Annotated in this window: 11 protein-coding genes, 1 pseudogene and 1 riboswitch; of the genes and pseudogenes, 10 read left to right on the forward strand and 2 right to left on the reverse strand. The window is 72.6% G+C overall.

Annotated elements, in window-relative coordinates:
* The first annotated feature begins 200 nt into the window (after positions 1-200).
* From M4D82_RS20590 to M4D82_RS20605, 4 genes are all read left to right on the forward strand, one after another.
* Entirely contained in the window at positions 201-1,190 is a 990-nt protein-coding gene (locus tag M4D82_RS20590; RefSeq protein WP_249767439.1) for a malate dehydrogenase, read from the forward strand.
* Positions 1,191-1,334: 144 nt separating this feature from the next.
* Positions 1,335-3,179, forward strand: a complete 1,845-nt coding sequence (locus M4D82_RS20595; RefSeq protein ID WP_249767440.1) for an AbeC-like domain-containing protein — start codon at positions 1,335-1,337, stop codon at positions 3,177-3,179.
* The gene (locus M4D82_RS20600) at positions 3,169-3,546 is read left to right on the forward strand and encodes a hypothetical protein (protein ID WP_249767441.1); all 378 of its coding nucleotides are present in this window, start codon (positions 3,169-3,171) and stop codon (positions 3,544-3,546) included. Before M4D82_RS20595 ends, M4D82_RS20600 begins: the two co-directional genes overlap by 11 nt.
* Positions 3,547-3,753: 207 nt before the next feature.
* Positions 3,754-4,413, forward strand: coding sequence for a serine/threonine kinase C-terminal domain-containing protein (locus tag M4D82_RS20605; RefSeq protein WP_249767443.1), 660 nt, complete (start codon positions 3,754-3,756; stop codon positions 4,411-4,413).
* Between the two features lies 1 nt (position 4,414).
* Here the strand turns inward: M4D82_RS20605 and M4D82_RS20610 are convergent, their stop codons facing one another.
* Positions 4,415-4,960 carry a carboxymuconolactone decarboxylase family protein gene (locus tag M4D82_RS20610; protein ID WP_502988964.1) on the reverse strand — a complete coding sequence of 182 codons (546 nt, stop codon included), beginning with the start codon at positions 4,958-4,960 and terminating at the stop codon, positions 4,415-4,417.
* Positions 4,961-5,006: 46 nt separating this feature from the next.
* Here M4D82_RS20610 and pdxR point away from each other — a divergent pair.
* The 3 genes and pseudogenes from pdxR (at position 5,007) to M4D82_RS20625 (ending at position 8,127) form a co-directional block, all read left to right on the forward strand.
* A pseudogene (gene pdxR, locus M4D82_RS20615) lies at positions 5,007-6,430 on the forward strand (MocR-like pyridoxine biosynthesis transcription factor PdxR).
* A 181-nt stretch (positions 6,431-6,611) separates the two neighbouring features.
* Positions 6,612-6,914 carry a hypothetical protein gene (locus M4D82_RS20620; RefSeq protein ID WP_249767444.1) on the forward strand — a complete coding sequence of 101 codons (303 nt, stop codon included), beginning with the start codon at positions 6,612-6,614 and terminating at the stop codon, positions 6,912-6,914.
* Positions 6,915-6,924: 10 nt separating this feature from the next.
* Entirely contained in the window at positions 6,925-8,127 is a 1,203-nt protein-coding gene (locus M4D82_RS20625) for a glutathionylspermidine synthase family protein (protein WP_249767445.1), read from the forward strand.
* A gap of 65 nt (positions 8,128-8,192) precedes the next feature.
* Here the strand turns inward: M4D82_RS20625 and rocD are convergent, their stop codons facing one another.
* Positions 8,193-9,401 (reverse strand): ornithine--oxo-acid transaminase, encoded by a 1,209-nt coding sequence (rocD, locus tag M4D82_RS20630; RefSeq protein WP_249767446.1) that lies wholly within the window; start codon positions 9,399-9,401, stop codon positions 8,193-8,195.
* Between the two features lie 113 nt (positions 9,402-9,514).
* Positions 9,515-9,605: riboswitch (ZMP/ZTP riboswitch) on the forward strand.
* 35 nt (positions 9,606-9,640) lie between these two features.
* Here rocD and glyA point away from each other — a divergent pair.
* From glyA to M4D82_RS20645, 3 genes are all read left to right on the forward strand, one after another.
* Positions 9,641-10,912, forward strand: coding sequence for a serine hydroxymethyltransferase (gene glyA / locus M4D82_RS20635; RefSeq protein WP_249767447.1), 1,272 nt, complete (start codon positions 9,641-9,643; stop codon positions 10,910-10,912).
* A 364-nt stretch (positions 10,913-11,276) separates the two neighbouring features.
* Entirely contained in the window at positions 11,277-12,290 is a 1,014-nt protein-coding gene (trpS, locus tag M4D82_RS20640) for a tryptophan--tRNA ligase (protein WP_249767448.1), read from the forward strand.
* 83 nt (positions 12,291-12,373) lie between these two features.
* Positions 12,374-12,994: a 2'-5' RNA ligase family protein gene (locus tag M4D82_RS20645; RefSeq protein ID WP_249767449.1), complete on the forward strand. Its 621-nt coding sequence runs from the start codon at positions 12,374-12,376 to the stop codon at positions 12,992-12,994.
* The last annotated feature ends 34 nt before the right edge of the window (positions 12,995-13,028 follow it).

Here is a 13,028-nt window from a genome sequence, read left to right on the forward strand (position 1 = left end):
GCCCACAACCAGGGGAAAACGCCCGCCGGACCTTCGAACTCCCGGCCCGTGTGCCTCGCACCACACGGACCGGGGGATCGGGGCGGTCGAAGGTCGGATAGCCTGACGCCGGATGTCTCTTCACGTCAAGATTCACAGCGAAGCGGCGTCCGCACATGGGGCGGGGACGCCCCACCGCCAGCTGTCTAACGGAGAAGGCCATGACCCGCACTCCCGTGAATGTCACCGTGACCGGCGCCGCCGGCCAGATCGGTTACGCGCTGCTCTTCCGCATCGCGTCCGGCCACCTGCTCGGCGCGGACGTGCCGGTCAAGCTCCGCCTCCTGGAGATCCCCCAGGGCATGAAGGCCGCCGAGGGCACGGCCATGGAGCTCGACGACTGCGCCTTCCCGCTCCTCAAGGGCATCGACATCTTCGACGACCCGAACCAGGGCTTCGACGGCGCCAACGTCGCGCTGCTCGTGGGCGCCCGCCCGCGCACCAAGGGCATGGAGCGCGGTGACCTGCTCTCCGCCAACGGCGGCATCTTCAAGCCGCAGGGCGCCGCGATCAACGCGCACGCCGCGGACGACATCAAGGTCCTGGTCGTGGGCAACCCGGCCAACACCAACGCGCTCATCGCGCAGGCCGCCGCTCCGGACGTACCGGCCGAGCGCTTCACCGCGATGACCCGCCTGGACCACAACCGCGCGATCTCGCAGCTGGCGCAGAAGACCGGCGCCGCCGTCTCCGACATCAAGCGCCTCACCATCTGGGGCAACCACTCGGCGACCCAGTACCCGGACATCTTCCACGCGGAGATCGCCGGCAAGAACGCCGCCGAGGTCGTCAACGACGAGGTGTGGCTCGCCGACACCTTCATCCCGACCGTCGCCAAGCGCGGCGCCGCGATCATCGAGGCCCGTGGCGCGTCCTCGGCCGCCTCGGCCGCCAACGCCGCCATCGACCACGTCCACACGTGGGTCAACGGCACCGCCGCCGGCGACTGGACCTCGATGGGCATCCCGTCGGACGGCTCCTACGGCGTCCCGGAGGGCCTCATCTCCTCCTTCCCCGTCACCTGCGTCGACGGCAAGTACGAGATCGTCCAGGGCCTGGACATCAACGAGTTCTCCCGGACCCGCATCGACGCGTCCGTGGCGGAGCTCGTCGAGGAGCGCGACGCGGTGCGCGAGCTCGGCCTGATCTGATCACCCGATCCGGCGACCTGATCCGTACACGTGATCAGATCGCCGGATCACCGTGAACACCCTTGCGCCCCGATCAAACCCGATCGGGGCGCTTTGGCGTGAATGGGGCTGCCCCATGGCGCGGTACCTACATAAGGTCGGCCGGTGACCGAGCCCCTGATCCCCCCTCAGTTACCGGGTCCAGACGCCGCCGACGATCTCCGCGACGGGCGGCCTCCCGTCGAACCGGAGAAGTCCGAGGCCGGGCGCCTGCTGTGCTCCGGCACCTACCTCGACGCCGACTACCGCGACAGCGTCATCGACGAACTGTTCGTCCACGAGGAGAGGATCGCCGCTCCCTCCTACGGGTTCGACGCCACCCGCGTCCTCGCCCACGCCCTGCGCGCCCGCCGCGTCGAACTCGGCTGGGCCGCCGGGGTCCTCGGAGCCTGGTTCGTCGCCTCCGTCCTGACCGGCGGCGTACTCGCCCTGCTCATCGTGCCGTTCCTGCTGCTCGGCTTCGCCCGCTGGCTGAGGAGGAAGTGGGGCGCGAACCCGCTGGTGCGGTTCGCGACCCTGGCGGTGCGGATCTACGCGTGGTGGGTGGTGGTCCTGCTCGTCCTCCTGTTCTGGAAGCTCGCCACCGGCACGCTGGAGGAACTGGGGGAGGGGCTGGGCACGTTCCTGTCCTCCGTCCTGCCCGACCAGGTGACCGGCGGCAGCGGCCGTGGCAGCGGCTCCGGCGCGTACCCCTACCCCGGCTATCCCGACTCCTCGGGCTCCTCGGGCTCCTCCTGGTCCTCGTCCGGTTCCGACGAGGACAATCCCCCGTGGTGGGTCCTGCCCCTCTTCGTCGGCGCCTTCGCCGGCGTCGTCGCCGTCGTCGGGGGCCGGCGTTGGCACACCACCCGCATCATCGCGCGCGACCTCGAACCGACCCGCTACGCCGCCGACCGGGCCGAGGACCCCGCCGAGAAGCTCCAGAGCGTCCGGCTCGACCGGATCCGCGAGCGCGTCCGCGGGGAACAGCACTCCCCGCTGATCATGTACAACATCAACAGCCCGTTCACCGGAGCGGGTGATCCCTACCGGCCCTGGCACCTGTCCGTCGAACTGCGCCCGCGCGAGGACCTCGGCCCCGACCGCAAGCCGCGGCCCCTCACCAACGCCGACATCGTGCGGCGCGTCGTACCCCTCCTGGAGGCGCTGCGCGTCCCGTCCCCGCACGGCTCCCCGGAGGCGGAGGCCGCCGTACAGGACCGGCTGCGCGAGTTGGTCGTCGACGAGTGCGTCTTCCTGCCCGCCGGGGGACTCCCGCACCGGGACCTCGCGCCGCTGTCGGCGGAGCGGTACGAGGAACAACGTGCGGGCGCCATCGAGGAGGGCGGCGAACGGCGCCGCCATTTCCTGCGGGTGCGCGTCGGCGGCTGGGAGGAGAACCTCGTCGTCACCGTCTTCGTACGCGTCCACACCCAGGGCCGCATGATGATGCTGGAAGTGGCCCCGCACCTGCTGCTGCCCGTACGGGTCGACTTCCACAACGCCGACGCGGACGCCCAGCGGTACAGGAACAACAACTGGCTCGGCACGGCGGCCGAGGCGCTCGTCGCCACCACCTCCTCGATCGGGTCCTCCCTGCTCACCCTGGGCCGGGGCGTCAACAGTTGGTGGCGGATCGCCATCGGCGGCCACGGCGGCGCCCGACCCGAGGGGCCGGGCCTGTCGGTACGGGAGCTCGCGGCCGAGGACAACGGCTCGCTGTTCCACCTCATGGACATCGACCGGTACCTGAAAACCATTCAGGACCGGGTGGTCGGCGGCGTTACCGTCGCCCTGCACGAAGCGGGCTGGCACACCGAGGAGTTCGCCCAGCGCGCCGTGACCGTCGCCGAGGGCGGCGTCTTCATCCAGTCGGTGAACGGCAGCGCCTTCAGCGTCGGCGGCACCGGCCACCACAACACCGTCGGAGACGGCGGTACGGGCAGCAAGGGGAGCAAGGGTGGCAAGTAACGAGCAGGACCCCGCGGTGCGGTTCGGCGACGTCAGCATCAGCGCCTTCAGCATCGGCGGCAGCGGCAACACCAACACCGTCCACCACGGTGACAGCGGCGCCGACCGGCGGCCGCCCAGCGCCGAGGAGCTGCTGGAGGCGGTCCGCGACCTGCGCGCCGCCCTCGCGCGACTGCCCCGCAGCCCCGAACGCCGGGACCTCGACGCCGAACTGGACGAGGCCGCCGCGGAGTTGGAGGAAACGGCGGAGATCCGTACGGGTCTGCCCGCCCGGTTGCGCGCGGCGCTGGTGCGGTGGGCCCCGCTGGTGGAGTCGGTCGCGGCGGCCACCGCCCTGGGCGGGCTGCTGACCTCGCTGGGGGGCTGAGCGGTGGCTCCGTCCGAGGGCGGCGGTGTCCGCTGGAATCCCGGATCACAGCGGTGGGAGTGGGGGCCGGCGGCGCCGGGGAACCCCGCGCCGCCGCTTCCGCCCATGCCGCCGTCCCCGCCTCCGCCTCCGCCGCCCCCTCCGCCGCCGCCCGGCCCGTACGGGCCCGGCGGGCCCGCCGGCGGTGGCTCGTCGTGGCGGACGCCGGTGCTCGTGGGCGTCGTGGCGGCCGTCGTGGCCGGGGGAGCGGTGGCCGCGTGGATGCTGCTCGGCGACCGGGACGGACGGGACGGGGACGCCCGTCCGCCCGCGAGCCCCTCGGCCGGCCCGGTGTCCCCGCCCGGCCCGGACGCGAGCCCCGACGTCTCGGAGTCCCCGACGCCGACCCCGAGCCCGACCGCGAGCGCCTCGGCGAGCGGCACCGGCACGCCCGGCTACACCGTGGTGCGTGACGCGTACGGCTTCTCGGTCGCCGTTCCCGCCGGGTGGCGGTCCAGCGACGACGAGACGGGCAACGGGGCCTTCTACCGGCCGCCCGGCGACCGCCGCGCGCTGCTCCAGATCTTCCGGGTCACGGAGTCCTCCGCGACCGGCTCGTGCGAGCTGCTGCGGCTGTCCTCGGAGCGGCTGCGCGACGGTACGCCGCAGTACCGGGAGGTCTCCGTCGACCCGGTCGCCGGGAGCGCCTGCGAGCTGGTCTACGAGTACGACAGCGCGGAGTCCCAGGGCCGCCGCCGGGGCATCGAGCGGATCATCACCCTGCCCGACGGCAAGCGCTGGGCCCTGCTGGCGGCCGGGCCGGTCGGCGACAGCGCCACGACCCGCGCGCACCTCACGGCGGCGCTGGACTCCTTCCACCCGGAGTGACTCAGATCTTGTACATCCCCGGGGTGTAGTGCCCCGGGGTCATCCGGGTGGTGACGGCGAAGCGGTTCCAGACGTTGATCGTCGCGATCAGGGCGATCAGCTGGGCCAGTTCGGCGTCCTCGAAGTGGGCGGCGGCCTCGGCGTAGACCGCGTCGGGCACGAAACCGTCCGTGAGGACGGTGACGGCCTCGGTCAGCGCGAGCGCCGCCAGCTCCTTCTCCGTGTAGAAGTGCCGCGACTCCTCCCAGGCGCCGAGCTGGACGATCCGCTCGACGCTCTCGCCGGCCGCGATGGCGTCCTTGGCGTGCATGTCCAGGCAGTACGCGCAGTGGTTGATCTGCGAGGCGCGGATCTTGACGAGCTCGACCAGGGCCGGGTCCAGCCCCTTCCTGGCGGCGATCTCCAGGCCGATCACGGCCTTGTAGACCTCGGGGGCCAGCTGGGACATCTGCATGCGGGGGGCGTGTTCCGAGGCGAGGGGGTCGGCGGCGAGCGGGGCGGGGGAGGGGGTGGCGGTGGTGGTGGCGCTGTGCGTGTGGTTGCTCATGTCTCCACCGTAGGGAGCGGGCGGCCCGCCTGTATGGTCCATATCCATGACAGGATCTTGGGCCACTTTCGGCGCCGACCTGCACCTCGACCTCGCGGCGCGGGCCGGCGCGCGCGGTCTGCGGGCCGCGCTCACCGAGGCCCTGCGGGAGGCCGCGCGCGGCGGGCGGCTGGCGCCCGGCACGCGCCTGCCGTCCTCCCGCTCCTCGCCGTCGACCTGGGCATCGCCCGCAACACCGTCGCGGAGGCCTACGCCGAACTCGTCGCCGAGGGCTGGCTGACGGCCCGGCAGGGCTCCGGCACGCGGGTCGCCGCCCGCGCCCGGCCCCGTCGCCCGCCGGTGGCGGCGGGCGCCGCCGTACGGGCGCGGCGGGCGCGGCGCGGGCCCGCGTACAGCCTGGTCCCCGGCTCCCCGGACCTGAGCGGCTTCCCGCGCGCGGCCTGGCTCCGGGCCGCCCGTCGGGCGCTGACCGTCGCCCCGGACGCGGCGTTCGGCTACGCCCTGGACGTACGGGGTCGGGTGGAGCTGCGCGAGGCGCTGGCCGGGTACCTGGCGCGGGCGCGCGGGGTGTACGCGGACCCGGACCGGATCGTGGTGTGCTCCGGCTTCACGCACGGGCTGACGCTGCTGGGCCGGGTGTTGCGGGAGCGGCGGGTGCGGGAGGTGGCGGTGGAGGGGTACGGCCTCGACATCCACCGGGACCTGCTGGCCGGGGCCGGGCTGCGGACCCGTCCGCTGTGGCTGGACGAGGCCGGGGCCCGCACCACCGACCTCGCGGGGCTGGGGCCCCGGGTGGGTGCGGTGCTGCTGACGCCCGCGCACCAGTTCCCGACCGGGGTGGCCCTGACGCCGGCGCGGCGGGCGGCGGTCGTGGACTGGGCGCGGAGCACGGACGCGCTGATCCTGGAGGACGACTACGACGGGGAGTTCCGTTACGACCGCCAACCCGTCGGCGCCCTCCAGGGCCTGGACCCCGACCGGGTGGTGTACCTCGGCACGGCGAGCAAGTCCTTGTCGCCGGCGCTGCGGCTGGGCTGGATGGTGCTGCCGCCGGACCTGGTGGAGCCGGTGACGGCGGCGAAGGGCCCCGTCGACCGGGTGTCGAGCACCCTCGACCAGCTGACCCTGGCGGAGTTCATCACGTCGGGGGCCTACGACCGCCACGTGCGCGGGATGCGGCTGCGCTACCGGCGCCGCCGCGACGCGTTGGCGGCGGCCCTGGCCGGGCGCGTCCCGGTCTCCGGCATCGCGGCGGGGCTGCACGCGGTGCTGGACCTCCCGCCGGACACGGAGCGCGAGGTGGTCCGGGCGGCGGCCGCCTGGCAGGACCTGCTCCTGGAGGGCCTCGCCCGCTTCCGCCACCCGGACTGCCCGATGCCCGCCCGCGACGCCCTGGTCGTCGGCTACGGCACACCCTCCCCCAGCGCCTGGACCCCCACCCTGGCCGCCCTCACGGCAGCCCTCCCCTGACGGCGAACCCCTGCCGGGCCGCACCCGGCGCGCAAACCAACCCAATCGGCACGGATCGGCTCCGGAGGTCACCGCCGCCCACCCGGCCGTGACAAGGGTGTGACGGCGGCCGGATTCCAAACCCCCTCACCCCCGCTCTACTCTGTCGAGAGCACGCCACCCAGGGGGAGCGAATCCAGCCATGAACACGAGTACCACCACCCGACGCCGTATGCGCTCCGGCGCGGTCGCCCTCGGCGGCATGGGCCTGCTCGCCGCGACCCTCGTCGCGTGCGGCAGCAGCGACGAGCCCGACAAGCGGTGCGCCTCCCGCTCCTCCCTGGACCACCTGAACAAGAAGGAGTGCAAGAGCGGCGGCCGCGGCTCGTACTACTACGGCGGCAGCGTCGTGAACGGCAAGGTCACCGGCGGCAGCTTCGACAAGTCCGCCGTCACCCGCGGCGGCATCGGCGGCCACTCCTCCTCCGGTTCCTCCGGCGGCTGAGCGCACACCCATGAAGCGGCACACCATCGAACCCCGCCCCGACTGGCAGAAGACCGTCGAGGAGCAGGGGCTGATCTACCCCCTGACGCGCTACCCCGACGACTCGCTGCGCCCCTACTGGGACGAGAGCGCGTACTACGCCTTCACCCTCCCCGAGGTGGAGGCGCTGGAGAACGTCGTCGAGGAACTGCACGCCATGTGCCTGGCCGCGGCCGCCCACATCGTCGAGCACGACCGCTTCGCCGACCTCGGCATCACCGATGGGCGACTCGCCGAGCGGATCGCCGAGTCCTGGCGCCGCCGCGCCGAACAGCCCTCCCTCTACGGCCGCTTCGACCTGCGCTACGACGGCTCCGGCAGCCCCGCCAAGATGCTGGAGTACAACGCCGACACGCCCACCTCCCTCGTGGAGGCGGCGAGCCCGCAGTGGTTCTGGATGGAGGAGCGCTTCCCCGGCGCCGACCAGTGGAACTCCCTGCACGAACGGCTCGTCGACGCCTGGCGCCGACAGGCCGAGCTGCTGCCCCCGGGCCCGGTGCACTTCGCGCACTCCGAGACCGACGAGCTCGGCGAGGACCTGATGACGGTCGCCTACCTCCAGGAGACCGCCGAACAGGCCGGGCTGGACACGCACGCCCTGTCCGTGGAGACCATCGGCTGGGACAGCCTCTCGGGCCGCTTCGTGGACGAGAAGCTCCGCTTCATCCGCGCCTGCTTCAAGCTCTACCCCTGGGAGTGGCTGGCGACCGACCAGTTCGGCCCCCAGGTCCTCGGCACCTACGACCACGGCGGCGGCTCCGGCACCACCGCCTGGATCGAGCCGCTGTGGAAGATGCTGCTCGCCAACAAGGCGCTGCTCGCGATCCTCTGGGAGCTCTTCCCCGATCATCCGAACCTGCTGCCCGCCTACCTCGACGGCCCGCGCGAGCTCGCCGAGCCGGGGGGCCCCGGCTACGCGGCCAAGCCGCTGCTGGGCCGCGAGGGCGCCGGGGTCACCCTCCACGAGGCGGGCGAGGGCGGGGAGCCGTTCGTCCCGGTCGAGGGGGAGACGTACGTCTTCCAGGCGCTCGCCCCGCTGCCCGACTTCGACGGCAACCGCGTGGTGCTCGGGGCGTGGGTGGTCGAGGAGGAGGCGGCCGGCCTCGGCATCCGGGAATCGGCCGGCCCGATCACGGACGAGTACGCCCGCTTCCTGCCGCACGTCATCCTCTGAACGTCGTCCTCGTCGTCCTCTGAACGGTCGGGTCCCGCACCGAACGGCACGGGACCCGACCGGCCTCAGCCGGCGGCGAGGACCGAGCGCAGTTGCTCCAGCCCCCAGTCCAGGTCCTCCTTGCTGATGACCAGCGGCGGTGCGATGCGGATCGTGGATCCGTGGGTGTCCTTCACCAACACGCCCAGCTCCATCAGCTTCTCGGAGATCTCCCGGCCCGTGCCGTGCGACGGTTCGATGTCCACGCCCGCCCACAGCCCCCGGCCGCGTACGGCGGTCACGGCGCCGCCGCCGACGAGCAGGTTCAGCTCCCGGTGCAGGTGGTCGCCGAGCTCGGCGGCGCGCTGCTGGTACTCGCCGGTGCGCAGCATCGCGATCACCTCCAGGGCGACGGCGCAGGCCAGCGGGTTCCCGCCGAAGGTGGAGCCGTGTTCGCCGGGCCGGAACACGCCGAGCACGTCGCGGTCGGCGACCACGGCGGAGACGGGCACGACCCCGCCGCCGAGGGCCTTGCCGAGGATGTACACGTCGGGGACGACGCCCTCGTGCTCGCAGGCGAAGGTCCTGCCGGTGCGGCCGAGGCCCGACTGGATCTCGTCGGCCATGAACAACACGTTCCGCTCGCGCGTCAGTTCCCGTACGCCGGCCAGGTACCCGGCGGGCGGTACGAGGACCCCCGCCTCGCCCTGGATCGGCTCCAGCATCACGGCGACCGTGTTCGGGGTGACGGCGTGCGCGAGCGCGGTGAGGTCGCCGTAGGGGACGATCTCGAAGCCGGGGGTGTAGGGCCCGTAGTGGTCGCGCGCCTCGTGGTCCGTCGAGAAGGACACGATGGTGGTGGTCCGGCCGTGGAAGTTGTCGGCGGCGACCACGATCTTGGCGTGTCCGTCCGGGACGCCCTTGACCTTGTAGCCCCACTTGCGGGCCGTCTTGATCGCCGTCTCCACCGCCTCGGCGCCCGTGTTCATGGGCAGCACGGCCTCCTTGCCGCACAGCGCGGCCAGTTCGGCGCAGAAGTCGGCGAACCGGTCGTGGTGGAAGGCGCGCGAGGTGAGGGTGACCCGCTCCAGTTGGGCGTGGGCGGCGTCGATCAGCCGACGGTTGCCGTGGCCGAAGTTGAGCGCCGAGTACCCGGCGAGCATGTCGAGGTAGCGGCGGCCCTCCACGTCGGTCATCCACGCGCCCTCGGCCGACGTGACGACGATGGGCAGGGGATGGTAGTTGTGCGCGCTGTGCGCGTCGGCGGAGCGGATGGCATCAGCAGTTCTCGACACGGGGTCTCCGATCGTCCGTCTGGCCTGGCCGGTGACGTGGGTGGCGTCCTTTCTATCGTCGCTCGGATCGTGGGCGGAGAAACCTCTCTTCCGACGCGCCCGCTAAGGTGGGCCCCACGCACGGCGACTGGCGTACGGAGAACCAACTCCGGGGGAGTCGTGCGCGCACGACCGCACACAGGGCCGCTCGCCTGGGCCTCGCGGGGACGACACCGACATCGACCCCGGAGGAAACCGCCATGAGCGCGAACCACCGACACCCCGCCCTCGCCGCCACCGACCCCGAACTGGCGTCGTTCGTCGCGGCCGAGGAGACCCTCCAGGCGCGGACGCTGCGCCTGATCCCCAGCGAGAACTACGTGTCCGCGGCCGTCCTCGAAGCCTCCGGGACGGTCCTGCAGAACAAGTACAGCGAGGGCTACCCGGGCCGCCGCTACTACGAGGGCCAGCAGAACATCGACCGCGTCGAGGCCCTCGCCGTCGAGCGGGCCAAGGGACTGTTCGGCGTGGACCACGCGAACGTCCAGCCGTACTCCGGCTCCCCGGCGAACCTGGCCGTCTACCTGGCCTTCGCCAAGCCCGGCGACACCGTGATGGGCATGGCCCTGCCGATGGGCGGGCACCTGACGCACGGCTGGGGCGTCTCGGCGACGGGCTCCTGGTTCCGTGGCGTCCAGTACGGCGTGCGCGCGGACACCGGCCTGATCGACTACGACGCCGTACGGGATCTGGCGCTGGCCGAGCGCCCGAAGGTGATCTTCTGCGGCGGTACGGCGCTGCCGCGCACCATCGACTTCGCCGCGTTCGCCTCGATCGCGCGGGAGGCGGGCGCGATCCTCGTCGCGGACGTGGCGCACATCGCGGGCCTGATCGCGGGCGGCGCGCACCCGTCCCCGGCGGGGCACGTGGACGTCATCTCCACCACCACCCACAAGACCCTGCGCGGGCCGCGCGGCGCGATGCTGATGTGCCGGGAGGAACACGCGAAGGCCATCGACAAGGCGGTCTTCCCGGGCCTCCAGGGCGGCCCGCACAACCAGACGACGGCCGGTATCGCGGTCGCCCTGCACGAGGCGGCCCAGCCGTCCTTCACGGCGTACGCGCACGCGGTGGTCGCCAACGCGAAGGCGCTGGCGGCGGCGCTGCTGGAACGGAGCTTCGACCTCGTGTCCGGCGGCACGGACAACCACCTGATCCTGATGGACCTCACCTCGCGGGGCGTGCCGGGCAAGGTGGCCGCCAAGGCCCTCGACCGGGCGGGGATCGTGGTGAACTACAACACGGTTCCGTTCGACCCGCGCAAGCCGTTCGACCCGTCCGGGATCCGGATCGGTACGCCGTCGCTGACGTCGCGCGGGCTGACGACGGAGCACATGCCGATGGTCGCCGACTGGATCTCCCGGGCGGTCGACGCCGCCGCGAAGTCGGACGAACCGACCCTGGCCGGCATCCGCTCGGAGGTAGCCGCCCTCCTCGCGACCTACCCGGCCCCAGGCCTCCCCCTGTCCTGACCCCCGGGGGCGGAGCCCCAGCTGGGGGTCCCCCCCCCGGACGGAGTCTGGGGGATGGGGGAAGGGCGGGTAGGGGATGGCCCCGCGCAGCGGCAAACCCGACGACGGACCCCAGCCACGGCCCCGGACCCCGCCCGCCCGGTCGACGGACGGAGTCCGGCGCGGCGGCGCGAAGCCGGGGAGGCCCGCCAGGGCCGAGCCGCGCGAGCGGCGCGTCGAAAAGCGGTCGCTCGACTGGGGCGGGATCCGGACGGGGGTTTACCGCCGGGTACTCCCGGCGTTCGGCGGCCGGCGCCGGGCAGGGGCGGAAGGATCAGGCCGGCGGCGGGCACGGGCCCGCCCCCGCACCTGAGAGAATGAAGCCATGGCTTCTGATCGTCCTCGCGCGCTCTCCGGCATCCAGCCCACCTCCGGCTCGTTCCACCTCGGGAACTACCTCGGAGCCATCCGCCAGTACGTCGCCCTCCAGGAGACGCACGACGCGTTCTACATGGTCGTCGACCTCCACGCGATCACCATGCCGCAGGACCCGAAGGAACTGCGCGCGAACACCCGGCTCTCCGCCGCCCAGCTGCTCGCCGCCGGCCTCGACCCCGAGCGCTGCACGCTCTTCATCCAGAGCCACGTGCCCGAGCACGCCCAGCTCGGTTGGGTCATGAACTGCATCACCGGCTTCGGCGAGGCCAGCCGGATGACCCAGTTCAAGGACAAGTCCGCCAAGGGCGGCGTCAACAACGCCACCGTCGGCCTCTTCACGTACCCGATCCTCCAGGTCGCCGACATCCTGCTCTACCAGGCGAACGCCGTCCCCGTCGGCGAGGACCAGCGTCAGCACATCGAGCTGACCCGCGACCTCGCCGAGCGGTTCAACCAGCGCTTCGGCCAGACCTTCACCCTCCCCGCCGCGCACATCGTCAAGGAGGTCGCGAAGATCTACGACCTCCAGGACCCGTCGATCAAGATGTCGAAGTCCGCGTCCTCGCCCAAGGGCCTGATCAACCTCCTCGACGAGCCCAAGGTCACCGAGAAGAAGATCAAGAGCGCGGTCACCGACACCGAGGCCGAGATCCGCTTCGACACGGAGAAGAAGCCCGGCGTCAGCAACCTGCTCACGATCTACTCCACCCTCACGGGCGAGACCGTCCCCGCCCTGGAGGCCCGGTACGAGGGCAAGGGCTACGGCGCGCTGAAGACCGACCTGGCCGGTGTGATGGTCGACTTCGTCACACCGTTCAAGCAGCGCACCCAGGAGTACCTGGACGACCCGGAGACCCTGGACTCCCTGCTGGCCAAGGGCGCGGAGAAGGCTCGCGCGGTCGCCGCCGAGACCCTCGCGCAGACCTACGACCGCCTCGGTTTCCTGCCCGCCAAGCACTGACGCACCGAGGCCCCTGGCGGCAAAGGGGGTGCTGCCGCCACACTGAGGCGGCAGCACCTACGCCTACACACGGAGGAGAACACGTGGGGACCGTAACGCTCGGCGTTTCGATCGCGGTCCCGGAGCCTTACGGCAAGCAGCTCCAGGAGCTGCGCGCCGGCTTCGGGGACGCCGCCGCGCACGGCATCCCCACGCACGTCACCCTCGTACCGCCCACCGAGGTCGAGACGGACCGGCTGCCGGCGATCCGGGCGCACCTGGCCGAGGTCGCGGGGGCGTTCCGCTCCTTCGCGATGCGGCTGGAGGGGACGGGAACCTTCCGCCCCCTCTCGCCGGTCGTCTTCGTCCGGCTCGCCGAGGGCGCCCCGGGCTGCACCCTGCTGCAGAGCGTGGTCCGCGACCCGGAGGGACCGCTCAACCGCGAGCTGGCCTTCCCGTACCACCCGCACGTCACCGTCGCCCACGGGATCGCCGAGGAGGCGATGGACCGGGCCTTCGCCGAGCTGGCCGACTACGCCGCCGAGTGGCTGTGCGAGGGCTTCGCGCTCTACGAGCAGGGCTCGGACGGGGTATGGCGCAAGCTGCGCGAGTACCCGTTCGGCACCGGGCCCACCGCCGTCTCCACCGCTGCCTCAAGCGCCGTCCGCGCCGGCGTTCCCGCGCAGTCGGCGTCGGCGGCTGACACGGCCGCGCGGCGCTCCTGACGCAGCGGCCGCAGGGCCCGCGCCGTACCGAAGC

Source organism: Streptomyces sp. RerS4 (genome assembly GCF_023515955.1).
Lineage (GTDB): Bacteria > Actinomycetota > Actinomycetes > Streptomycetales > Streptomycetaceae > Streptomyces.